The 23,264-nt window shown below is 58.4% G+C and carries 24 protein-coding genes and 1 riboswitch; of the genes, 10 read left to right on the top strand and 14 right to left on the bottom strand.

What is annotated here, in order from left to right:
* Positions 1 to 14: 14 nt before the first annotated feature.
* A complete protein-coding gene (rhlE, locus tag M8013_RS18515) occupies positions 15 to 1,391 on the bottom strand; it encodes an ATP-dependent RNA helicase RhlE (RefSeq protein ID WP_271269247.1) in 1,377 nt (458 codons plus the stop codon).
* A 230-nt stretch (positions 1,392 to 1,621) separates the two neighbouring features.
* Between rhlE and cecR the strand changes: the two genes are divergently transcribed.
* The 5 genes from cecR to M8013_RS18490 are packed head-to-tail and all read left to right on the top strand — an operon-like array spanning position 1,622 to position 7,262.
* On the top strand, positions 1,622 to 2,299 hold the full coding sequence (cecR, locus tag M8013_RS18510; protein ID WP_271269246.1) for a transcriptional regulator CecR: 678 nt from the start codon (positions 1,622 to 1,624) through the stop codon (positions 2,297 to 2,299).
* Positions 2,296 to 3,291, top strand: a complete 996-nt coding sequence (gene hlyD / locus M8013_RS18505; RefSeq protein ID WP_271269245.1) for a secretion protein HlyD — start codon at positions 2,296 to 2,298, stop codon at positions 3,289 to 3,291. Before cecR ends, hlyD begins: the two co-directional genes overlap by 4 nt.
* Positions 3,284 to 5,023, top strand: coding sequence for an ATP-binding cassette domain-containing protein (locus tag M8013_RS18500; protein ID WP_271269244.1), 1,740 nt, complete (start codon positions 3,284 to 3,286; stop codon positions 5,021 to 5,023). Before hlyD ends, M8013_RS18500 begins: the two co-directional genes overlap by 8 nt.
* Positions 5,013 to 6,146 (top strand): ABC transporter permease, encoded by a 1,134-nt coding sequence (locus tag M8013_RS18495; protein WP_271269243.1) that lies wholly within the window; start codon positions 5,013 to 5,015, stop codon positions 6,144 to 6,146. Before M8013_RS18500 ends, M8013_RS18495 begins: the two co-directional genes overlap by 11 nt.
* 9 nt (positions 6,147 to 6,155) lie before the next feature.
* The gene (locus tag M8013_RS18490) at positions 6,156 to 7,262 is read left to right on the top strand and encodes an ABC transporter permease (protein WP_271269242.1); all 1,107 of its coding nucleotides are present in this window, start codon (positions 6,156 to 6,158) and stop codon (positions 7,260 to 7,262) included.
* Here the strand turns inward: M8013_RS18490 and M8013_RS18485 are convergent.
* Positions 7,224 to 7,634 (bottom strand): YbhQ family protein, encoded by a 411-nt coding sequence (locus M8013_RS18485; RefSeq protein WP_271269241.1) that lies wholly within the window; start codon positions 7,632 to 7,634, stop codon positions 7,224 to 7,226. The genes M8013_RS18490 and M8013_RS18485 overlap by 39 nt on opposite strands.
* Positions 7,635 to 7,767: 133 nt before the next feature.
* On the opposite strand from M8013_RS18485, the gene M8013_RS18480 reads away from it, so the two are divergent.
* From M8013_RS18480 to M8013_RS18470, 3 genes are read left to right on the top strand one after another with little or no spacing between them, the layout of a single operon-like run.
* A complete protein-coding gene (locus M8013_RS18480; protein WP_271269240.1) occupies positions 7,768 to 8,529 on the top strand; it encodes an endonuclease/exonuclease/phosphatase family protein in 762 nt (253 codons plus the stop codon).
* A complete protein-coding gene (gene clsB, locus M8013_RS18475) occupies positions 8,526 to 9,767 on the top strand; it encodes a cardiolipin synthase ClsB (protein ID WP_271269239.1) in 1,242 nt (413 codons plus the stop codon). Before M8013_RS18480 ends, clsB begins: the two co-directional genes overlap by 4 nt.
* Positions 9,767 to 10,729 carry a lysylphosphatidylglycerol synthase transmembrane domain-containing protein gene (locus tag M8013_RS18470; RefSeq protein ID WP_271269238.1) on the top strand — a complete coding sequence of 321 codons (963 nt, stop codon included), beginning with the start codon at positions 9,767 to 9,769 and terminating at the stop codon, positions 10,727 to 10,729. Before clsB ends, M8013_RS18470 begins: the two co-directional genes overlap by 1 nt.
* Positions 10,730 to 10,756: 27 nt before the next feature.
* Here the strand turns inward: M8013_RS18470 and M8013_RS18465 are convergent, their stop codons facing one another.
* The 7 genes from M8013_RS18465 to moaA form a co-directional block, all read right to left on the bottom strand.
* Positions 10,757 to 11,179 carry a hypothetical protein gene (locus tag M8013_RS18465; RefSeq protein WP_271269237.1) on the bottom strand — a complete coding sequence of 141 codons (423 nt, stop codon included), beginning with the start codon at positions 11,177 to 11,179 and terminating at the stop codon, positions 10,757 to 10,759.
* A 165-nt stretch (positions 11,180 to 11,344) separates the two neighbouring features.
* Complete coding sequence (locus M8013_RS18460) at positions 11,345 to 12,052, bottom strand: Bax inhibitor-1/YccA family protein (RefSeq protein WP_271269236.1); 708 nt, start codon at positions 12,050 to 12,052, stop codon at positions 11,345 to 11,347.
* 59 nt (positions 12,053 to 12,111) lie between these two features.
* Entirely contained in the window at positions 12,112 to 12,564 is a 453-nt protein-coding gene (gene moaE / locus M8013_RS18455) for a molybdopterin synthase catalytic subunit MoaE (RefSeq protein WP_271269235.1), read from the bottom strand.
* A 1-nt stretch (position 12,565) separates the two neighbouring features.
* On the bottom strand, positions 12,566 to 12,811 hold the full coding sequence (gene moaD, locus M8013_RS18450) for a molybdopterin synthase sulfur carrier subunit (protein ID WP_271269234.1): 246 nt from the start codon (positions 12,809 to 12,811) through the stop codon (positions 12,566 to 12,568).
* Positions 12,804 to 13,289 (bottom strand): cyclic pyranopterin monophosphate synthase MoaC, encoded by a 486-nt coding sequence (moaC, locus tag M8013_RS18445; RefSeq protein ID WP_271269233.1) that lies wholly within the window; start codon positions 13,287 to 13,289, stop codon positions 12,804 to 12,806. The genes moaD and moaC overlap by 8 nt, the downstream gene beginning before the upstream one ends.
* Positions 13,290 to 13,292: 3 nt before the next feature.
* Positions 13,293 to 13,805, bottom strand: a complete 513-nt coding sequence (gene moaB / locus M8013_RS18440) for a molybdenum cofactor biosynthesis protein B (protein ID WP_271269232.1) — start codon at positions 13,803 to 13,805, stop codon at positions 13,293 to 13,295.
* Between the two features lie 20 nt (positions 13,806 to 13,825).
* Positions 13,826 to 14,815, bottom strand: a complete 990-nt coding sequence (gene moaA / locus M8013_RS18435; RefSeq protein ID WP_271269231.1) for a GTP 3',8-cyclase MoaA — start codon at positions 14,813 to 14,815, stop codon at positions 13,826 to 13,828.
* Positions 14,803 to 14,937, bottom strand: a riboswitch (molybdenum cofactor riboswitch). It overlaps the preceding gene by 13 nt.
* A gap of 225 nt (positions 14,938 to 15,162) precedes the next feature.
* On the opposite strand from moaA, the gene yvcK reads away from it, so the two are divergent.
* Positions 15,163 to 16,071, top strand: a complete 909-nt coding sequence (yvcK, locus tag M8013_RS18430; RefSeq protein ID WP_271269230.1) for a uridine diphosphate-N-acetylglucosamine-binding protein YvcK — start codon at positions 15,163 to 15,165, stop codon at positions 16,069 to 16,071.
* Positions 16,072 to 16,166: 95 nt separating this feature from the next.
* On the opposite strand, the gene uvrB is transcribed toward yvcK, so the two are convergent.
* Positions 16,167 to 18,182 (bottom strand): excinuclease ABC subunit UvrB, encoded by a 2,016-nt coding sequence (uvrB, locus tag M8013_RS18425; RefSeq protein ID WP_271269229.1) that lies wholly within the window; start codon positions 18,180 to 18,182, stop codon positions 16,167 to 16,169.
* 740 nt (positions 18,183 to 18,922) lie between these two features.
* Between uvrB and M8013_RS18420 the strand changes: the two genes are divergently transcribed.
* The gene (locus M8013_RS18420) at positions 18,923 to 19,651 is read left to right on the top strand and encodes an ABC transporter ATP-binding protein (protein WP_271269228.1); all 729 of its coding nucleotides are present in this window, start codon (positions 18,923 to 18,925) and stop codon (positions 19,649 to 19,651) included.
* Here the strand turns inward: M8013_RS18420 and bioD are convergent.
* The 4 genes from bioD to bioB are packed head-to-tail and all read right to left on the bottom strand — an operon-like array spanning position 19,611 to position 23,241.
* Entirely contained in the window at positions 19,611 to 20,315 is a 705-nt protein-coding gene (gene bioD / locus M8013_RS18415; protein ID WP_271269227.1) for a dethiobiotin synthase, read from the bottom strand. The two genes, M8013_RS18420 and bioD, sit on opposite strands and share 41 nt — an antisense overlap.
* Positions 20,308 to 21,063, bottom strand: a complete 756-nt coding sequence (bioC, locus tag M8013_RS18410; protein WP_271269226.1) for a malonyl-ACP O-methyltransferase BioC — start codon at positions 21,061 to 21,063, stop codon at positions 20,308 to 20,310. Before bioC ends, bioD begins: the two co-directional genes overlap by 8 nt.
* On the bottom strand, positions 21,047 to 22,204 hold the full coding sequence (gene bioF / locus M8013_RS18405; protein WP_271269225.1) for an 8-amino-7-oxononanoate synthase: 1,158 nt from the start codon (positions 22,202 to 22,204) through the stop codon (positions 21,047 to 21,049). The genes bioC and bioF overlap by 17 nt, the downstream gene beginning before the upstream one ends.
* A complete protein-coding gene (gene bioB, locus M8013_RS18400) occupies positions 22,201 to 23,241 on the bottom strand; it encodes a biotin synthase BioB (RefSeq protein ID WP_271269224.1) in 1,041 nt (346 codons plus the stop codon). Before bioB ends, bioF begins: the two co-directional genes overlap by 4 nt.
* Between the last annotated feature and the right edge of the window lie 23 nt (positions 23,242 to 23,264).

Here is a 23,264-nt window from a genome sequence, read left to right as displayed (position 1 = left end):
ACCGGGCTTCCAGATTACTGCGCGGCGGCAGGTTTACGCGGACGACGTCGGCGCTGCTGTTCACCTGTCGGTTTGGCATCGCCATCGCGACGCGGTGGCTTGCTGGCCGCTTTCGGTGCGCCACCGTCGGAACGACCTTCAGTACGGCGCGGCTGCTGTTGACCACGGCCACCGCCGCCCTGCCCGCGTCCACCGCCCTGACCACGACCGCCACCCTGGCGACCGTTCTGGATCGGCTCGGCTTTGATCGACGGATCCACGTCGTAGCCTTCGATGGCAATACGCGGGACCTCTTTTTTCAGCAGGCGTTCGATATCGCGCAGCAGTTTGATTTCATCGACACAGACCAGCGACAGGGCTTCGCCGGTTGCCGCCGCACGGCCGGTACGACCGATACGGTGCACGTAATCTTCCGGCACGTTTGGCAGCTCGTAGTTGACCACGTGCGGCAGTTCTTCAATGTCCAGACCACGGGCCGCGATGTCGGTTGCCACCAGCACGCGGATATCGCCGGATTTAAATTCCGCCAGCGCACGAGTACGGGCACCCTGGCTCTTGTTGCCGTGGATAGCCGCGCTGCGGATCCCGTCTTTGTTCAGCTGCTCAGCAAGGTGGTTAGCCCCGTGCTTAGTACGAGTAAACACCAGCACCTGCTGCCAGTTGCCTTCGCCGATCATCTGGGACAGCAGCTCACGCTTACGCTTTTTGTCCACCATGTGAACATGCTGGGTCACCTGTTCAGAGGCGGTGTTGCGGCGTGCGACTTCGACTTCCAGCGGGTTGTGCAGCAGTTTTGAGGCCAGCCCTTTGATATCGTCAGAGAAGGTCGCGGAGAACAGCAGGTTCTGGCGACGAGCAGGCAGTTTAGCCAGCACGCGGCGAATATCGTGGATAAAGCCCATGTCCAGCATGCGGTCAGCTTCGTCGAGCACAAGGATCTCTACGCTGTCGAGCTTAACGGCATTCTGATGTTCCAGATCGAGCAGACGGCCCGGCGTGGCAATCAGCACGTCGACGCCGCTGCGCAGTTTCATCATCTGCGGGTTAATGCTCACCCCACCAAACACGACCAGCGAGCGGATGTTGAGATAGCGGCTGTACTCACGCACGTTCTCACCCACCTGGGCGGCCAGTTCTCGGGTTGGGGTCAGGATCAGGGCGCGCACCGGGCGACGGCCTTTAGAATGGGGTTCATTATCGATCAAACGTTGCAGCAGCGGCAGGGTAAAGCCCGCCGTTTTGCCGGTACCGGTCTGGGCGCTGGCCATCAGGTCGCGGCCCGCCAGCACGGCAGGGATCGCCTGCTGCTGAATAGGGGTAGGTTCGCGGTAACCCTGTTCTTCTACAGCACGCAGAATTTCCGGGTTCAGGCCAAGGGTATCAAAAGACATAACAACTCCGAACCGCCCCGACCATTTCAGGTGTAGTTTTCAGGGAGATAATGACAAATAAGAGGACAAAAACCACAGTGTCGCGAAGCAGCGGAGTGTAGCAGCTTTTGTGACATGGCGCATAAAATATCCCGCAGCGATTCATCAACGAAATATTTCTCCGGCTGGCTGGACTTATGTCAAATTCGACATAATATTAATCAATCGATTGATTAATTCTGGGGGCCGCCATGAATCCCGTCCCGACCACCACCAAAGGCGAGCAGGCTAAAAGCCAGCTGATTGCCGCCGCGCTGGCGCAATTTGGCGAGTACGGCATGCATGCCACCACCCGCGATATCGCCGCCCAGGCCGGGCAGAATATTGCCGCCATTCCCTATTACTTTGGCTCGAAAGAGGATCTGTACCTCGCCTGTGCCCAGTGGATCGCTGATTTTATCGGCACCCATTTTCGCCCGCACGTGGAGGCGGCCTCCGCGCTACTGGCGGCACCTTCGCCGGATCGCCCGGCCATCCGCGGACTGATTTTAAACGCCTGCCACAACATGATTCAGTTGCTGACCCACGACGATACGCTGAACCTGAGTAAGTTTATCTCACGCGAGCAACTCTCGCCTTCCGCCGCCTATCAATTAGTCCACGATCAGGTTATCGCCCCGATGCATACCCACCTGACTCAGCTGGTGGCGGCCTATACCGGGCGCGATGCCAATGATACGCAGACCATTTTGCATACCCACGCCCTGCTCGGTGAAGTGCTCGCTTTTCGCCTTGGACGCGAGACGATTTTATTACGCACCGGTTGGACCGAATTTGATGAGGATAAAGCCGCGCAGATTGGTCAGGTCATTACCTGCCACGTCGATCTGATCCTGCAAGGTTTAACGCTAAGGAGCCTGGAGTCATGAAAAAACCTGTCGTCATTGTGCTGACTGCGCTGGTGGTGCTGGCCGCCGGATTCAGCGGCTGGTGGTGGTATCAAAGCCAGCAGCATCAACCGCTGACCCTGTACGGCAACGTGGATATTCGCACCGTAAATATGAGCTTCCGCGTCGGTGGGCGGCTGGCGTCGTTAGCCGTCGATGAAGGCGATACGATTACCGCCGGTCAAACGCTGGGCGAACTGGATAAAGCCCCGTACCAGAATGCGTTGATGCAGGCGCAGGCCGGGGTATCGGTCGCCCAGGCGCAGTACGATTTAATGCAAGCGGGCTATCGTGACGAAGAGGTGGCGCAGGCCGCCGCCGCCGTTAAACAGGCGCAGGCCGCGTATGATTATGCGCAGAACTTTTTCGCTCGCCAGCAGGGGCTGTGGAAAAGCCGTACCGTGTCGGCCAACGATCTGGAAAACGCTCGCTCCTCACGCGATCAGGCGCTGGCGAGCCTGAAATCGGCGCAGGATAAATTGCGCCAGTACCGCTCCGGCAACCGTGAGCAGGATATCGCCCAGGCAAAAGCCAGTCTCGAACAGGCCCAGGCTCAGCTGGCACAGGCCCAGCTCGATCTGCACGACACCACCCTGGTGGCTCCGGCTAACGGCACATTGATGACCCGCGCTGTGGAGCCGGGCAGCATGTTAACCGCAGGCAGCACGGCGCTGACCCTGTCACTGACCCGTCCGGTGTGGGTGCGGGCCTATATAGATGAAACCAGCCTTGGCGATGCCCAGCCGGGACGCGAGGTGCTGCTTTACACCGACGGACGGCCGGATAAGCCGTATCACGGCAAGATCGGGTTTGTGTCGCCAACCGCCGAATTTACGCCAAAAACGGTCGAAACCCCGGATCTGCGTACCGATCTGGTCTATCGCCTGCGCATTATCGTCAACGATGCCGACGACGCCCTGCGCCAGGGGATGCCGGTCACCGTCAGCTTCGACAACGGGCAACGCCATGAATGACGCGGTTATCCAGCTCTCGGGGCTGGTCAAACGCTTTGCCGGGATGGATAAACCCGCCGTCGCCCCGCTGGACTGCACGCTGCATAAAGGCTACGTCACCGGGCTGGTCGGCCCGGACGGCGCGGGGAAAACCACCCTGATGCGCATGCTCGCCGGACTGCTGAAGCCCGATGAGGGTTCGGCCAGCGTGTTGGGGCTCGACCCCATCAAGGACGATCGCGCCCTGCACGCCATGCTGGGGTATATGCCGCAGAAGTTTGGCTTATACGAAGATCTGACGGTAATGGAAAACCTGACCCTGTACGCCGATCTGCGCAGCGTCACCGGCGAGGTACGGGAGAAAACCTTCCAGCGCCTGCTGGAATTTACCGCGCTCGGGCCGTTTACCGAACGGCTGGCGGGCAAGCTTTCCGGCGGGATGAAGCAGAAGCTGGGGCTGGCCTGCACGCTGGTGGGGGAACCGAAAGTCCTGCTGCTGGACGAACCCGGCGTTGGCGTTGACCCGATTTCGCGCCGGGAGCTGTGGCAGATGGTGCATGAGCTGGCAGGCGACGGAATGTTGATCCTCTGGAGCACATCCTACCTCGACGAGGCCGAACAGTGCCGGGACGTGCTGCTGATGAACGAAGGCGAACTGTTGTATCAGGGCGATCCTACCGCCCTGACCCACAGCATGACCGGGCGCAGCCTGCTGCTGCATACGCCGCAGGAGAATAACCGCCGCCTGCTGCAGCGGGTGCTGAAGCTGCCCGAGGTCAGTGACGGGATGATCCAGGGCAAATCGGTGCGGGTGATCCTCAAAAAAGGGGCCCGTGCCAACGATATCCGCCATGGCGCAGGTCTGCCGGATTTAACCATTGATGACGCCGCCCCGCGCTTTGAAGATGCGTTTATCGACCTGCTGGGCGGGGCTGGCACGTCGGAATCGCCCCTTGGCACGATCCTGCACACCGTTGACGGCACGCCCGGCGAAACGGTTATCGAAGCGAAATCGCTGACCAAAAAATTTGGTGATTTTGCCGCCACCGACGACGTTAACTTCGCGGTGAAGCGCGGTGAGATATTCGGCCTGTTAGGGCCCAACGGCGCGGGGAAGTCCACCACCTTTAAGATGATGTGCGGCCTGCTGGTGCCCACTTCCGGCAACGCGCTGGTGCTGGGTATGGATCTGAAAGTCAGCTCCGGCAAGGCGCGGCAGCATCTGGGCTATATGGCGCAAAAGTTTTCCCTGTACGGCAACCTGACCGTCGAGCAGAACCTGCGCTTTTTCTCCGGCGTTTACGGCCTGCGCGGGCGAGCGCAGAACGAGAAAATTGATCGCATGAGCGAGGCGTTTGGCCTGCGCAGCATCGCCAACCACGCCACCGACGACCTGCCGCTCGGCTTTAAGCAACGGCTGGCGCTGGCCTGCTCCTTGATGCATGAGCCGGATATTCTGTTTCTCGATGAGCCGACCTCCGGGGTCGATCCCCTCACCCGCCGCGAGTTCTGGCTGCATATCAACAGCATGGTGGAAAAAGGGGTGACGGTGATGGTGACCACCCACTTTATGGATGAGGCGGAGTATTGCGATCGGATTGGGCTGGTGTATCGCGGCAAACTGATTGCCCACGGCACGCCGGACGATCTAAAAGCCCAGGCAGCGGACGACAGCCAGGCCGACCTGACCATGGAGCAGGCGTTTATTACCCTGATTAACGACTGGGATAAGGAGCATGGTCATGTCCAGTAACGCCCTCTCCTGGCGCCGGGTGCGCGCCCTGTGCATCAAAGAGACGCGTCAGATCGTGCGCGATCCGAGTAGCTGGCTGATTGCGGTGGTGATCCCGCTGCTGCTGCTGTTTATTTTTGGCTACGGCATTAACCTCGATTCCAGCAAGCTGCGGGTCGGCATTCTGCTGGAGCAGCGCAGCGAAGAGGCGCTGGACTTTACCCACACTCTGACCGGCTCGCCGTACATTGATGCCACCATCAGCGACAATCGCCAGCAGTTGATCCAGATGATGCAGGCCGGGCGCATTCGTGGCCTGATTGTCATTCCGGTGGATTTTGCCGCCCAGATGGCACGACCGAATGAGACCGCCCCAATCCAGGTGATCACCGACGGCAGTGAGCCCAACACCGCCAACTTTGTGCAGGGCTACACCGAGGGGATCTGGCAGCTGTGGCAGATGCAGCGGGCGGAAGATCGCGGTAAGACGTTCGAGCCGCTGATCGACGTGCAGACCCGCTACTGGTTTAACCCGGCGGCCATCAGCCAGCACTTTATTATCCCCGGCGCGGTGACCATTATCATGACGGTGATCGGCGCGATCCTCACCTCGCTGGTGATCGCCCGGGAGTGGGAGCGCGGCACCATGGAGGCGCTGCTCTCGACCGAAGTGACACGCACCGAGCTGCTGCTGTGCAAGCTGATCCCCTACTACTTCCTCGGGATGCTGGCAATGCTGCTGTGCATGCTGGTGTCAGTGTTTATCCTCGGCGTACCGTATCGCGGCTCGCTGCTGGTGCTGTTCGTTATCACCAGCCTGTTTTTACTCAGTACGCTGGGGATGGGACTGCTGATTTCCACCGTCACCCGCAACCAGTTTAACGCCGCCCAGGTGGCGCTGAACGCCGCATTTTTACCCTCGATGATGCTGTCCGGGTTTATTTTCCAGATCGACAGCATGCCGGCGGCGATCCGTGCGGTGACCTATATCATCCCGGCGCGCTATTTCGTCAGCACCCTGCAGAGCCTGTTTCTGGCGGGCAATATTCCGGTGGTGATTGTGGTGAATCTGCTGTTTTTAATTGCCTCGGCGGTGCTGTTTATTGGCCTGACGTGGATGAAAACTAAACGGCGGCTGGATTAAGGAGCCAACATGTTTTATCGCTTATGGACATTGATTCGCAAAGAGTTGCAGTCGCTGCTGCGCGAACCGCAAACCCGCGCGATTCTGGTATTGCCGGTGCTGATCCAGGTGCTGCTGTTTCCGTGGGCGGCAACGCTGGAAGTGACCAACGCCACCATCGCCGTCTACAACGAAGATAACGGCAAACATTCGGTGGAATTAACCCAGCGCTTTGCCCGGGCGAAGGCCTTTACTCACGTACTGGTGCTGAACAGCCCGCAGGAGATCCAGCCGACCATCGACACGCAAAAGGCGCTGCTGCTGGTGCGCTTTCCGGCCGATTTTTCCCGCAATCTGGACCGCTTTGAAACTGCCCCGCTACAGCTGATCCTCGACGGGCGTAACTCCAACAGCGCGCAGATTGCCGCTAACTATTTGCAGCAGGTGGTGAAGAATTATCAGCAGGAGCTGATGGAGGGCAAACCTAAACCGAATAACAGCGAGCTGGTGGTGCGCAACTGGTACAACCCAAACCTCGATTACAAATGGTTTGTGGTGCCGTCGCTGATCGCCATGATCACCACCATCGGGGTGATGATCGTTACCTCGCTGTCGGTGGCCCGCGAGCGTGAACAGGGCACCCTGGATCAGCTGCTGGTTTCGCCGCTGGCGACGTGGCAAATTTTTGTCGGCAAAGCGGTTCCGGCGCTGATTGTGGCCACCTTTCAGGCCAGCATCGTACTGGCGATCGGCATCTGGGCCTATCACATTCCGTTTGCCGGTTCGCTGGCGCTCTTCTATTTCACGATGGTGATATACGGGCTGTCGCTGGTGGGATTTGGCCTGCTGATCTCAGCGCTGTGCTCAACCCAGCAGCAGGCGTTTATCGGGGTATTTGTCTTTATGATGCCGGCGATTTTGCTCTCGGGGTATGTCTCCCCGGTCGAGAATATGCCGGTGTGGCTGCAGAATTTAACCTGGGTTAACCCGATCCGGCACTTTACCGATATCACCAAGCAGATCTATCTGAAGGATGCGAGTCTGGATATTGTGTGGGGGAGTTTATGGCCGCTACTGGTGATAGCGGCCGTGACGGGCTCAGTGGCGTACGCGATGTTTAGACGGAATATCGCGTAGCTTTTTCTCTTTGGCTAACAGTGAAACAACCGCTGGCCCCGCAAGGATAGCCAGCCCCGCCAGGGCCAGCAGCAGGTTGTTTTGCAGCACGCGCGACAGCAGCCAGAGGACGATTACCGCGGCGCCGAAATACCAGGTGGTGGTGAGCTCTTCGAGCACATCCGCCACTTCGCGCCAGCGCGGATCGTGGTGGCGCTGTAAAAAGAGCATCATCAATACGGTGACACCGTAGAGGACACATAATCCTAAACCGACGCGCACCAGCGCCCCGCTCATCCATGCCATCACCACAACGGCGACAACCAGCAAATGCAACATAATCTGCCAGCAACTGAGGCCGGTCGCGACACGTATGCGTTGTTGCCATTTCATGGGTACTCTCCTGAAGGATCTTTGTCTGCTTGTTCAGACTATCGCACTTTACGGAAAATTCCGTAACACAGCACCTTTTTGTGACGCCGACTACACTTTATTTTCATCAGGATAGTGATGCCGGAAGGAATATATGAGCCCACACGCCCGCCATTTTTCGTTGAAAATATTGACGATTAATATCCATAAAGGATTTACGGCTTTTAACCGCCGCTTTATTTTGCCCGAATTACGCGATGCGGTACGTACCGTCAGCGCCGATATTGTCTGCCTGCAGGAGGTGATGGGCGCGCATGAAGTGCACCCGCTGCACGTGGAGAACTGGCCGGATACCAGCCATTACGAATTTCTGGCCGACACCATGTGGAGCGATTACGCCTACGGGCGCAATGCGGTGTATCCCGAAGGGCACCACGGCAATGCGATCCTCTCCCGCTACCCGATCGAGCACTATGAAAATCATGATGTTTCGGTTGGCGAGAGCGAAAAGCGCGGCCTGCTGTACTGCCGGGTTGCGCTGCCGGATCAGGGAGGCGCGCTGCACGTCGCCTCCGTGCACCTTGGCCTGCGCGAAGCCCACCGGCAGGCGCAGCTGCAGATGATGGCCAAATGGGTCAACGCCCTGCCCGAGGGCGATCCGGTGGTGGTGGCCGGTGATTTTAACGACTGGCGTCAGCGCGCCAACCATCCGTTGAAAACGCACGCCGGGCTGGACGAAATCTTTACCCGGGCGCACGGCAGGCCCGCGCGCACCTTCCCGGTGAGCTTTCCCCTGCTCAGACTCGACAGGATCTATGTCAAAAATGCCCATGCCAGCAGCCCGACCGCGCTGGCGCTGCGCAACTGGCGTCATCTTTCCGACCATGCGCCATTAAGTGCGGAGATTCACCTATGAAATGTTCATGGCAAAGCGGCAACCGAATCGCGCTGCTGGAAAATGGCGATAACTTTTATCCGGCGGTGTTTGCCGCCATTGATAAAGCCCAGAATCGGGTGCTGCTCGAAACCTTTATCTGGTTTGATGACGCCGTAGGCCGCCAGCTGCACGACGTCTTGCTGCGTGCCGCCCGGCGCGGCGTGCACATCGAAGTGCTGCTCGACGGCTATGGCTCACCGGATCTTAACGATAACTTTGTCGGCGAGCTGACCTCGGCAGGCGTGGTATTCCGCTATTACGATCCGCGCCCTCCCCTGTTCGGCTTGCGCACTAACGTGTTTCGCCGGATGCATCGCAAAATTGTGGTGGTGGATGATCAGATCGCCTTTGTCGGCGGCATTAACTACTCTGCGGAACATATGTCTGATTATGGCCCGGAGGCTAAGCAGGACTATGCGGTGCAGATCGAAGGCCCGGTGGTGCAGGATATCTTGCAGTTCGTGCTGGAAAATCTGCCCGGCAAAGTCGCAGGCCGCCGCTGGTGGAAGCGCCGCCATCGCGCAGAAGAGAATGTGCAACCCGGTGAGGCACAGGCGCTGTTTGTCTGGCGCGATAACGAAGAGCACCGGGACGATATTGAGCGGCACTATCTGAAGATGCTGACCAATGCGAAGCGCGAAGTGATTATCGCCAACGCCTACTTCTTCCCGGGGTATCGCCTGCTGCACGCCATGCGCAATGCGGCCCGGCGCGGGGTGCGGGTGAAGTTAATTGTGCAGGGCGAGCCCGATATGCCGATTGTCACCGTGGGCGCGCGCCTGCTGTATCACTATCTGGTGAAAGGCGGGGTTCAGATCTACGAATACCGCCGTCGTCCGCTGCACGGTAAGGTAGCGCTGATGGACGATCACTGGGTGACCGTCGGCTCCAGCAATCTCGATCCCCTCAGCCTGTCGCTGAATCTGGAGGCCAACCTGATCATTCACGATCGCCAGTTTAATCACACCCTGCGCGAGAATCTGTCCGCCATCATCGATAACGACTGCGTGCGGGTTGATGAGTCGATGGTGCCGAAACGCACCTGGTGGAACCTGAGCAAAAGCGTGCTGGCGTTCCACTTTTTGCGCCATTTCCCGGCGCTGGTCGGCTGGCTGCCTGCACATACCCCTGAACTGGCGCAGGTCGCGCCGCCGATTCAACCGACACTGGAAACCCAGGATCGCGTTGAGGCGGGTGACACGGGGGTCAAACCCTGATGACGAAAAAAAATCCGCGCTGGCGTCTGGCGAAAAAGATCCTCACCGGGCTGTTTTTTATTGCTGTTGCCGTGCTGCTGGTGGTGTACGCGCAGCAAGTTGACTGGGAAGAGGTCTGGAAGGTCATTCGCAACTACGACCGCATCACGCTGCTGACCGCGGTGGCGCTGGTGGTGGTGAGCTTCCTGATTTACGGCTGTTATGACCTGCTTGGGCGCGTCTATTGCGGCCACAAGCTGGCCAAGCGACAGGTCATGCTGGTGTCGTTTATCTGCTACGCCTTTAACCTGACCCTCAGCACCTGGGTGGGCGGCATCGGCATGCGCTATCGCCTTTACTCACGTCTTGGCCTGCCCAGCGCCACCATCACCCGCATCTTCTCCCTGAGCATTACCACCAACTGGTTGGGCTATGTTTTGCTCGGCGGGGTGATTTTTAGCGCAGGCGTGGTGCAGTTGCCGGACCATTGGTATATCGATCAGACGACGCTGCGCATTATCGGCATCGTGCTGCTGGCAATGAGCTGTTTGTATCTGTGGGCCTGCGCGTTTGCAAAGCGGCGCCATATGACCATCAAAGGGCAGAAGCTGGTGCTCCCGTCCTGGCGTTTTGCGCTGGCACAGATGGGGATTTCGGCCGCCAACTGGATGGCAATGGGGGCGATTATCTGGCTGCTGATAGGCGAGGACGTGAACTACTTCTTCGTGCTGGGCGTGCTGCTGGTGAGCAGTATTGCCGGCGTGATCATGCATATTCCGGCGGGGATTGGCGTACTGGAAGCCGTGTTTATCGCCCTGCTGGCCGGGGAACATGTCTCGCACGGGACGATCATCGCCGCCCTGCTGGCCTATCGCATGCTGTACTACTTTTTACCGCTGGCGCTGGCCACCGTTTGCTATCTGATCCTCGAAAGCCGGGCGAAAAAGCTGCGGGCTAAAAACGAACAGGCCATGGAAAAATAGCCTTTCAACTTTTCGCAGGCCTGACAATTAAATCTGTTCGGCCTGCGCAGAACATTGCAAAATAGCATTATAGATAAAATTGAGTTTATTCAGGTAATGGTCAAAAACCTGCTCACCCTCTGCGAGTGAAATAACGTTATCCAGCACGCCCTGACGATCAATGCAGGAAGACGGAATATCTATTATTCCCAGCTCCGGGGATTCCACTAAATAATTGATGTTAATCGCGCCAAAGGTGCTACTGCGTACAATATTCAAGGTGATATTCCCAAAGACCTTCACTCGCAGCCTCTCTTTCTGATAGGGCACAACCTGATGATGATACAGACGCTCCGTGGCGGTGATCCTGGTGAGTAGAGCCATTGAATAAGCATTCCACAGCTTTTCCATTTTGCACTTCTTATTACTGATCAAAGCAGCTTTTTCTTTTAAATCCAGTTTCGTATTCATGTTGCGATAATAGTCTATTCAACCCTGTCATTAATATAATCATGAAGGGTGACGCCATCTTGAATCGTGATAACAACATATTGTTACGCCGGACCACGGTTATCGACCATAAAAAAGACCGGTCCTCATCAGACCGGTCTTTTCGTGTAACTATGGGCCGTATTATTAGCGACGGTTGCCGAAAATCCGCAGCAGCATCAGGAACAGGTTGATAAAGTCCAGATACAGAGTCAGCGCGCCGAGGATGGAGTACTTGCGCAGCATTGAACTGTCGCGCACGTCGATCTGCTCGCCGATATTTTTCAGTTTCTGCGTGTCATAGGCGGTTAAACCGACAAAGACAATCACCCCGATATAGGTCACCGCCCACATCAGCGCTTCGCTTTTTAACCAGAAGTTCACCACCGACGCCAGCACGATACCAATCAACGCCATAAACAACATGTTGCCAAAGCCGCTCAGGTCGCGTTTGGTGGTATAGCCGTACAGGCTCATGGCGCCAAACATCCCGCCCGCCACTACAAAGGTACTGGCGATGGAGGAGTAAGTATAAACGATGAAAATACTGGAGAGCGTTAAACCGGTTAGCGCCGAATAGAGCATAAACAGCGTAGTCGCCATACCTGCGCTGAGCTTATGCACCATCCCGGACAGCACAAACACCAGCCCTAACTGGGCGATAATCAGCCCGAAAAAGGTAATTTTGCTGGAGAAGACGAACTCCATAACTGCTGGCGTGTTGGCAGCAAACCAGGCAATAAATGCGGTTAACAATAACCCGCAGGTCATCCAGCCATAGACTTGCGCCATATAGGTTTGCAGCCCGCTGCGGGTCTGCTGGACGATAGAATCGGAACGCGGAAATCGGTCCATAACTCACTCCTGTTTAAGTGGACACCCTTTGTTAAGCCTAACACATCCCGGCAAACCAGCTACCAGCGGCTGGCCGCCTCTTTGTCGCTGTCGCGGGACTCGACCCAGCGATCCCCTTCGGGGGTGGCTTCGCGCTTCCAGAAGGGGGCGCGGGTTTTCAGGAAATCCATGATGAACTCACCCGCCGCAAACGCGCTGCTGCGATGAACGCTGGTGACGCCGACAAAGACAATCTCTTCCCCAGGCCACATTTCGCCAATGCGGTGGATAACGGTCACCCGGCCGAGCGTCCAGCGCCCGCGCGCCTGCTCGACGATCTCCGCCAGCGCTTTTTCGGTCATCCCCGGATAGTGCTCCAGCGTCAGTGCGCTTACGCTATCGCCGAGGTTATGGTTTCGGACTTTGCCGGTGAAGGTAACAACCGCGCCGTCTTCGTCGCGCTCGGCCAGCCAACTGTATTCGGTGCCAACATTGAAACGCGCCGGCTCAACTGCAATTTTTGTCTCTGCCATCTCAGCCTCCAGTGACCGGTGGGAAGAAAGCCACTTCATCACCCGACGTCAGCGGATGGCTGAAATCCACCAGCGTCTGGTTCACCGCCGCCAGCAGTTTGCCCGCGTCCAGCGCCAGCGCCCAGCGATCGCTTTGCGCCGCCAGATGCGCCCGCAGCGCTTCAACGTTGTCGACGGCAATCTCCAGCGACAGGCTGTCGGTATTCACCAGCTCGCGGACCTGTGCGAAAAACAGTACTTTAATCATGATCTTCCGCCCTGAAATCCCCTGATTTACCGCCGCTTTTCGCCAGCAGGCGAACCGGGCCAATCACCATGTCTTTCTGTACCGCTTTGCACATGTCGTAGATGGTCAGCGCGGCCACTGACGCGGCGGTGAGGGCTTCCATCTCGACTCCGGTTTTACCGGTCAGGCGGCATAACGATGCGATACGTACCCGGCTATGTTCCGGCTCTGCCAGCAGGTTGACTTCCACTTTGCTGAGCATCAGCGGATGGCACAGCGGGATCAGCTCCCAGGTGCGTTTTGCCGCCTGGATCCCGGCGATCCGCGCGGTAGCAAAGACGTCGCCTTTATGGTGGCTGCCGTCAACGATCATCGCCAGCGTCTCGGGCAGCATGGTGACGAACGCTTCAGCGCGCGCTTCACGCACCGTCTCGGCCTTGCCGGAGACATCCACCATATGGGCTTCGCCCGCGGCATTAATGTGGGTAAGTTGCGACATAATTTATTTCTTCAAATGAGGATGGAAATTACACGGACGGGTACGGGCATCGAGCTGCGGAGCAATCACATTCTCCCACGCGGTGCGGCAGGCTTTGGTTGAACCCGGCATCGCAAAAATCAGCGTTTTGTTGGCGATACCGGCTACCGCACGCGACTGCAGCGTCGAGGTGCCAATTTCTTCGAACGAGAGCATGCGGAACATTTCACCGAAGCCTTCGACCTCGCGATCGAACAGCGGCAGCAGCGCTTCAGGGGCCTGATCGCCTGCGGTAAAACCGGTGCCGCCGGTAACCAGCACCACCTGCACGTTGTCACTGGCGACCCAGCGGGACACTTCGGCGCGGATGGCGTAGCGGTTCTCTTTGACAATCACTTTATCGACAATCTGATGCCCGGCGTCGTGCGCCGCCTCGCGCAGCCAGTGGCCGGAGGTGTCATCCTCTTCGCCACGACGTTCAGAAACGGTAAGAATAGCAATACGCGTCGGGATAAATTCTGCGCTTACCTGACTCATCTTCGAATTCCTTGTAGCGATTACCCGCCAATGTAGGACAGGTTCTGGGTGATGCCGGTGTTGCCCTGATGCAGGAAATGGGTCTGTTTTTTATGCATCAGCGCCTCTGAAATACGTGCTTCGAGCGCCTGCTGCTGGGCATCTTCTGCCAGCAAATCGCGCAGATCGACGCCGCCATCGCCAAACAGGCACAGATGCAGCTTACCCACCGACGAAACGCGCAGGCGATTACAGCTGGCGCAGAAGTCCTTTTCATAGGGCATGATCAGGCCGATTTCGCCTTCGTAATCCGGGTGACAAAAGACCTGAGCCGGGCCGTCGCTGCGCTGGCGAAGCTGATGGATCCAGCCGCGTTTCAGCAGTTCATCGCGCAGCACCATGCCGGAGATGTGATGACGGGAGAACAGGTCGTTGCCCTCGCCGGTTTCCATCAGCTCAATAAAGCGCAGTTGAATGCGGCGCGGTTTGATCCACGCCAGGAAGGTGTCCAGCTGATGATGGTTCACATCGCGCATCAGCACGGTGTTGACTTTGACTTTGTCGAAGCCCGCCGCGAAGGCCGCATCGATACCCTCCATCACCTGGCGGAATTTATCCTGGCCGGTGATGGCGTGAAACTGACGGGCATCCAGGCTGTCGACGCTGACGTTGAGGGCCGTCAGGCCCGCATCGCGCCACTGGGCGACATCACGCGCCAGACGGTAACCGTTGGTGGTGACCGCAATCTGACGGATGGCGTCGTTTTCATTCACTGCCGCAACGATGTCAGTGAAATCACGGCGCAGCGAGGGTTCGCCGCCCGTGAGACGGACTTTCTCGGTGCCCATGGCGGCAAACGCGCGCGTAATGCGCCGCACTTCGTCCACGGAGAGAAAGCCATTATTGGTGACGCCGCCAGGCTTGTAGCCATCCGGCAGACAGTAGGTGCAACGGAAATTGCACACGTCAGTAATCGACAAACGCAGGTAAAAAAACTTACGTGCGAATGCGTCGGTAAGTTGTGAAGCCATGTACACCTTTCCTGATACGGGAGGCACAGTCATTTCTTCCTGTACCCTGGTGGCGATACCGCCACGGCCAGCACGCCATATCTGTCGACACAGGCGTAAGGGCTAGAGTGTATGTTTTCGATTAAGAAAACGTGGTTATGACGATAGTAGCCTGTTGATGTGGGTTTCGCTATCTTCGGCTTTCGCTATATAATAATGAATATAACGACCTGATCGTGCAGTTTCGAATCAGAATACGTATTTAGCGAAATTTTGCATTGATATAAGTCATTTTGACCGGCCTGGAACATCGTCTTTTAGGGGTAGTTGAGTTACTGTTAATGCGTTCGTCATACTAAGGAATTTCTATGCGCAATCGCACTTTTGCGGATCTTGATCGCGTGGTCGCTCTCGGCGGAGGGCACGGACTGGGCCGGGTGATGTCATCGTTATCGTCACTGGGATCGCAGCTTACCGGAATCGTCACAACGACCGATAACGGCGGTTCAACCGGGCGTATTCGTCGCTCCGAAGGCGGTATCGCCTGGGGAGACATGCGCAACTGTTTAAACCAACTTATCGCCGAACAGAGCGTGGCATCAGCGATGTTTGAGTATCGTTTTGGCGGTAACGGTGAGCTTTCGGGTCATAACCTCGGAAATCTAATGTTAAAGGCGCTGGATCACCTCAGCGTGCGGCCTCTTGAGGCAATTAATTTAATTCGAAACCTGCTGAAAGTGGATGCATTTCTCATCCCAATGTCCGAACATCCGGTCGATTTAATGGCGATCGACATCAACGACCATGAAGTGTATGGCGAAGTGAATATCGATCAGCTGGTGGTCCCGCCAAAAGAGCTGATGCTCTACCCGACCGTGACGGCCACCCGTGAGGCGGTAGAGGCGATTAGCGAAGCGGATTTAATCCTGATAGGCCCGGGCAGTTTTTACACCAGCCTGATGCCCCTGCTGCTGATCAAAGAGATGGCCCAGGCCCTCCGCCGCACGCCCGCCCCGGTTGTGTACATCGGCAACCTGGGACGCGAGCTCAGCCCGGCCGCCGCTAGCCTGTCGCTGCCGGACAAACTGGCGCTGATGGAGCAGTACGTGGGTAAAAAGATTATTGATGCAGTGGTGGTAGGACCTAAAGATGACGTGAGCGGACTGGATGGCCGGGTGGTGGTGCAGGAGCCGCTCGAGGCGAGCGACATTAAGTATCGCCACGACCGGCATCTGCTGCGCGTGGCACTGGAGAAGGCTATTCAGGCGTTGGGTTAGTGTTGTGCGGTCTGATGCCCTCATCCCGACCTTCTCCCACAGGGAGAAGGTGCAAACACTAAAAATGGCAGCCAAAGGCTGCCATTTTGCTTTTGTTACGACGCGGCAATAAACAGGTCGCGCAGCTGATGCAGCTGGTCACGGACCTGCGCCGCTTCTTCAAACTCCAGGTTCTGGGCGTGCTGCATCATCTGCCCTTCCAGCTCGTGGATTTTCTGCTGCAGCGCTTTCGGCGTCAGGACAACCGTATCGGCCTCAACCGGCGAGCGTGACTTACCGCGACCTTTCGCTTTGGTTTTGGCGATGCTCTGCCCCAGGGCGAGGATATCCACCACCTTCTTATTCAGACCCTGCGGCGTAATGCCATGCTCTTCGTTGTACTCCTGCTGCTTCTCGCGACGACGTTCGGTCTCACTGATTGCTTTTGCCATCGATGCGGTAATTTTATCGCCGTAGAGGATCGCTTTGCCGTTAATGTTACGCGCGGCGCGACCAATGGTCTGAATAAGCGAACGCTCGGAGCGCAGGAAGCCCTCTTTATCGGCGTCCAGAATCGCCACCAGCGACACTTCCGGCATATCCAGCCCTTCACGCAGCAGGTTGATGCCCACCAGCACGTCGAACTCGCCAAGGCGTAAATCGCGGATGATCTCCATGCGCTCAACGGTGTCGATATCTGAGTGCAGGTAACGCACCTTCTCGCCGTGCTCCTCGAGGTATTCGGTCAGGTCTTCTGCCATGCGTTTGGTGAGCGTAGTGACCAGCACGCGCTCGTTGATGGCCGCACGGATGCGGATCTCCGAGAGCAGGTCGTCAACCTGCGTCCCGACCGGGCGCACCTCGATAATCGGATCCAGCAGTCCGGTTGGACGCACCACCTGATCCACCACGTCGTCACCGGATTTCTCCAGCTCGTAGTTACCCGGCGTCGCCGAGACGTAAATGGTTTGCGGCACCAGCGCCTCAAACTCTTCAAACTTCATCGGTCGGTTATCCAGCGCGGACGGCAGGCGGAAACCGTACTCCACCAGCGTCTCTTTGCGCGCCCGGTCGCCCCGGTACATGCCGCCGATCTGCGGCACGGTGACGTGCGATTCGTCGATCACCAGCAGACCGTCAGCCGGAAGATAGTCAAACAGCGTTGGCGGAGCCTCGCCCGGGCCGCGTCCTGACAGATAGCGCGAGTAGTTTTCAATACCCGAGCAGTAGCCCAGCTCATTCATCATCTCGAGATCAAACTGGGTACGTTGGCTGAGGCGCTGCTCTTCCAGCAGCTTGTTATTTTCCAGCAGATTTTTACGCCGATCGGCCAGTTCGACTTTGATGTCTTCCATCGCCTGCACGATGCGCTCGCGCGGGGTGACGTAGTGCGTTTTCGGGTAGATGGTATAACGCTGAATAGTCGATTCGATGTGACCCGTCAGCGGATCGAACAGCGACAGCCGCTCCACCTCTTCGTCAAACAGTTCGATGCGCAGCGCGACGTCATCGGATTCGGCCGGGAAGACGTCGATCACCTCGCCCCGCACGCGGAATGTACCGCGCTGGAAGGCCTGATCGTTACGGGCATACTGCAGCTCGGCCAGACGACGCACGATGGCGCGCTGATCGATAATCATCCCCTGGGTCAGGTGCAGCATCATCTTCAGGTACAGATCGGGATCGCCCAGACCGTAGATGGCAGACACGGAAGCCACCACCACCACGTCGCGACGCTCCAGCAGCGCTTTGGTCGCCGACAGACGCATCTGCTCGATATGTTCGTTCACCGAGGCGTCTTTTTCGATAAAGGTATCGGAGCTGGGGACGTAGGCTTCCGGCTGATAGTAGTCGTAGTACGAAACGAAGTACTCCACCGCGTTATCCGGGAAGAACTCTTTCATTTCGCCGTACAGCTGTGCCGCCAGCGTTTTATTAGGTGCCAGCACCATGGTCGGCCGCTGCAAATCGGCGATAACGTTGGCGACGGTAAAGGTTTTACCCGAACCGGTCACGCCCAACAGCGTCTGGTGCGCGAGTCCATCCTCCAGCCCTTCTTTCAGGCGGCGAATTGCTTCTGGCTGATCGCCGGAAGGACGGAAAGCGGAATTCAGTTTGAACGGTTTACTCATGAACGGCGACCTGATGATGGTTGATACGGCAGGTGAGTAATTTTACTCTTGATGGCTATTTTTGCCAGTAAATTATACTGGATGAAAATACAGTATCATACACGCATATTGCTGCTATTGACGGCATGAAACGCGCGATGCTGCGCAAAATTTCGACAGCGACAAGATAAAATTCCAACGCGCGGGGGTTATCCCCAGAACTTTTCTATTTTTAACATTTGTCAAGCCGTCCCGCTGCACTTTTGCCGGTCCTCTTGACAGTTTGATGACAGTGATTGATTTTATTTAACGCATTGATATTAAATCAATATTTTCAAAAGACGCGTTTCGCAGCAATTCAGGCGCAGGCCGCGTATTCTCTCGCTTACCTTGTGTTTTCTAACTCTAATGCACATGGTTATCCACAGGAATAGTGGATAACTGCTTCCAGCCCACGCGGTCCGTGACTCGGCTAATTCCCGGTTTTTCCTCACAGCGCGACGGTAAAAAATATTTATTGTCGATTTTTGACATTCTAACGCTGCGCAGAGCATAACAAACTGATGCGATCTTAGTCACATTTTCCTCTGCGGCCCTCTGCACCAAAGCTGCCCGCCTGGCACTGAGACAGTGCATTGTTCTGTTATCCCGCCGCTGACTTTACAGGCGCATTCCTAAAAACCCGCGTTTAACGGCCACTTTCAGGTCGGTGGCAAGGGTCTTGCAGTGTTGGATGTCTGTACCCCATAAGGAGAACGATCATGCTGAGCCTGCGCGCCATAAATCAATATTACGGAAATCAACACACGCTGTGGAATGTTGACCTCGACCTCCCTCCCGGCGTCTGCACCGGCATCGTCGGTCTGCCCGGAATGGGGAAAACCACGCTGATGAACTGCATCGCAGGCCTGCTGCCCATTGCCAGCGGCACCATGGTCTGGCACGAAGCCGGGGCCTCGCCCTTCCCCCTGCAGTCTGCCGGGCCAGACGCGCGCCCAGGCCCGGGAATTGGCTATGTTTCACAGGACCGGCGGATCTTTTCCCAACTGACCGTAGAGGAGAATCTGCACATCGCGAGGCGGGCAAAAGGCGAGACGGGAGCGGCGGCGATGAACAGCGATATTTTTGAATTCTTTCCTGAGCTGTACCCGCTGCGACAGCGGCGCGCGTCGGGCATCAGCGACGACCTGCAGTATCAGCTGGCGCTGGCTAACGCCCTGGTCACTCGCCCGCGCCTGCTGATCCTGGACGAACCCAGCCGCGGCCCCGACCCGCTGTTGACCGTGAAGCTGGCGCAGCTGCTGGCCAGGCTCACCCGCGAGCTGGGGCTGTCGGTGCTACTGGCCGAACAGCAGCTGGGGCTGATTCGCCGGGTGGCGGAGCGCTTTTGCCTGCTGTGGCGCGGGCGTAGCGTGGCCCAGGGTCACGTCAGCGAGCTGGACGACGGGCTTATTGAACACTGGATGGGGACGGCGTCACCAGCGGGTTAAGCGTGAGGTAGCGCCCCACCGCCGTGGTATCGGCCTCGTCGCCCAGCCACGGAATTTCGCCCAGCAGCGGCGTTGCCAGCACGCGCCTGAGCGTCGCCATGTACTCGGCGTGGCGTTTGCCGGGCGCCACTACCCCATTCGCCACCCAGCCTACCAGCGGCAGGCCCGCCTGGCGGATTGCCTGCGCGGTCAACATGGCATGATTGATACAGCCCAGCTTCACCCCCACCACCAGAATCACCGGCAGTTGTTCGGCGATCGCCCAGTCGGCGAAGGTCTGCTCCTCAGACAGCGGGGTAAACCAGCCACCCGCCCCTTCCACCAGTACCCAGTCAGCCTGCGCCTCCAGCTTCCGCAGCCCGGCGGAGAGCGTGCGAAACGCAATCGGGCGCTGCTCGTCGGCGCTGATGATATGCGGCGAGGTCGGCTCGGCAAAGGTGTAGGGATTGACCGCCTGATAGCTCAGCGCCACGCTGCTGTTACGCTGGAGCGCCAGCGCATCGCTGTTGCGCAGCCCCTCGGCCGTCATCTCACTGCCCGAGGCCACCGGCTTGTAGCCTGCGGTTTTCAGACCCAGCGCATTGGCTGCCTGCAACAGTGCGCTGCTGGCGACGGTTTTACCGACCTCAGTGTCGGTGCCGGTTACAAAATAACGTTCAGTCACGTTCGATAATTCCATGAAAGAGTTGATAAGAGAGCGGGAATTGCCCCGACTGCTGCGGCCAGGCCAGCGCCAGCTGCTGTAGCTGCCCGCGCGTTAGCGGCTTATCGCCCCGCCCGCTATGCAGATGGGTCGCGCCGATGCCTTTCAGCGAGCGCATCGCGCTTAGCGCGTCGTCGAACAACAGCGTGACGGTCTGAACCGCACAGCGGTAGCGCCAGCCGGACAGGGCATCGGTTACCTGCTGCCCGCACAGAAAGCGGTTCGCGTGCGGCTGGGTGTCCACCGCCCGCCAGGCCTGATTCAGCTCCGGCAGCGAGCCGTTCAACAGCGTGGTGAATGCCACCTTGCCGCCCGGCTGCGTGACGCGGTACAGCTCTGCCAGCGCCTGCGGCAGGCTGGCGCACCACTGCACCGCCAGATGGCTCCAGACCAGGCTGAACTGGCCGTCTGCCAGCGGAATGGCTTCGATATCGGCCAGCAGGTAATCATCCGCCGCCTGCTGGCTGCGCGCCTGGTCCAGCATCTGCGCAGAGAGATCCATCGCCGTTACGTGGCTTCCGACGTTGCGCCACGCGAGGCTGTTGCCGCCCGGCCCGCAGCCGGCATCCAGCACCCTGGCAAAATCATGTTCCGCCAGCAGGGACCGCAGCCCTTCGGCGCTTTGCCGCTGCAGCCCATCGTGGCGGGAATAACTTTGCGCCGCCCGGCCAAACGCGGCGGCAATCGCCTGCTTATTCACTTGCGACATGCAGTGCCTCCAGTAACGCGGTGATATCTGCCGGCTCATGCGCTGCCGTCAGGGTCAGGCGCAGACGGGCAGTACCCGCCGGGACCGTTGGCGGGCGAATAGCCGTCACCCAGATCCCCTGCTGTCTGAGGGTATTCGCCATTCGCAGCGCTCGCTCGTTTTCCCCCACGATCAGCGGCTGAATGGCGCTCTGTGAGGCGGTGATCTGCAGTGGCAGCGCATTGACGCCCGCGCGGAACTGACCGATGAGGTATGCCAGCCGCTGACGCCGCGCGTCCCCGTCATCGCTGCGGATCACGTTAAACGCCGCCAGCAGAGCCACAGCCTGGGCGGGCGGCATGCTGGTGCTGTAGATCAGGTGGCGGGCAAATTGCAGCAGGTAGTCGGCAACCGACGCACTGCACAGCACGGCAGCCCCGCTGACGCCCACCCCTTTGCCAAAGGTCACCACCAGCAGTTCGGGTTTGACCTGCAGGCTGGCGGCCGTGCCGCGCCCTTCTGGCCCGCTGACGCCGATCCCGTGGGCATCGTCCACCAGCAGCCAGCCCGCCTTGCGCTGCGTCGCCGCGTGGAGTTCACCCAGCGGGGCAAAGTCGCCGTCCATGCTGAAAATCCCTTCGGTGACCACCAGCTGCTGCCCGGCACAGGGTTTATCCAGCAGCGCGGCAAGCTGGGCGGCATCGTTATGGGCAAAGCGCCTGAGCTGAGCCGGGCTGTGGCTGGCGGCTTCCAGCAGCGAGGCGTGGCTTAAACGGTCGGCGACAATCCGATCGTCTTTGCCGGTCAGGGCGGCGATCAGCGCCTGGTTGGCAGCAAAGCCGGAGATAAATAACAGCGCACGATCATAGCCGAGCCAGCCCGCCAGATGATCTTCGAGCGCCTGATGCGCCGTGGTGTAACCGCTGACGTGGCCGGAGCCGCCGCTGCCCACGCCATACTGCTCCGCGCCCTGCTGCCAGGCGCGGATAATGTCAGGGTGCTGACTTAAGCCCAGATAGTCATTGCTGGAGAAATTCGCGTAACGCTGCTGGCCGTGGGTCAGAAAACGACCGGCGCCGTTCGCAACAGGCGTGCGCACGCGCAGGGCATCGGCCGCCCGACGTGCCTCAAGGGCGGCATCAATGCGTTGCTGCCACGTCATACCGTCGCCGCGTTATAGAACTGTTCGGTATCGGCGTGGAACAGCTGCTGTTCGAGCTGGTGCTGCTGCTCGTTGTCGCCGGTCTGCACCGCAGTCTGCTGCGGGTTGAGCCCCAGCTTGCGGAACAGTTGGACGTCTTTGTCCTCTTCCGGGTTCGGGGTAGTGAGCAGTTTGCAGCCGTAGAAAATAGAGTTGGCCCCGGCCATAAAGCACATCGCCTGGGTCTGCTCGCTCATCTGCTCGCGCCCGGCGGAGAGACGCACAAAGGAGGTGGGCATCATCACCCGCGCCACCGCAATGGTGCGGATAAAATCAAAGGCGTCGACATCATCGTTATCCGCCAGCGGTGTGCCTTTCACCTTCACCAGCATGTTGATGGGTACGCTTTCCGGCGGCGTCGGCAGGTTCGCCAGCTGAAGCAGCAGCCCGGCGCGGTCGGTGACCGTTTCGCCCAAGCCGACAATCCCGCCCGAGCACACTTTGATGCCTGCATCGCGCACTTTACCCAATGTATCCAGACGCTCCTGATAGGTACGGGTGGTGATGATATTGCCGTAGAATTCCGGTGAGGTGTCGAGGTTGTGGTTGTAGTAATCCAGGCCCGCCGAGGCCAGGCGCTGGGCCTGACCGTCGTTCAGCGTGCCGAGGGTCATACAGGCCTCCAGGCCCATGGCTTTTACGCCCTGCACCATCTGTTCGAGATACGGCATGTCGCGCTCGTGCGGGTTCTTCCACGCCGCGCCCATGCAGAATCGGGTCGAACCGGCGTTTTTCGCCTGGCGGGCAGAGTCCAGCACCTGCTCCACCTCCATCAGACGCTCGGATTCGAGCCCGGTTTTGTAGCGCGCGCTCTGCGGGCAGTATTTGCAGTCTTCCGGGCAGGCCCCGGTCTTGATTGACAGCAAGGTGCTGACCTGGACGTGCTGCGGATCGAAGTGTTGACGGTGCACCTGCTGGGCTTCAAACAGCAATTCCAGCAGAGGTTTTTCAAATAATGCAGTGACTTGCGACATTGACCAGCGTGTCTGGTGAGCCATGGGGCGTCTCCAAAAAGGTTTAG

Origin of the sequence: Silvania confinis (assembly GCF_025564085.1) — a bacterium.
In the GTDB taxonomy this organism is placed as follows: domain Bacteria; phylum Pseudomonadota; class Gammaproteobacteria; order Enterobacterales; family Enterobacteriaceae; genus Enterobacter; species Enterobacter confinis.
Note: the sequence above shows the minus strand (reverse complement) of the source record. Positions and strands in the feature narration are given on the sequence as shown.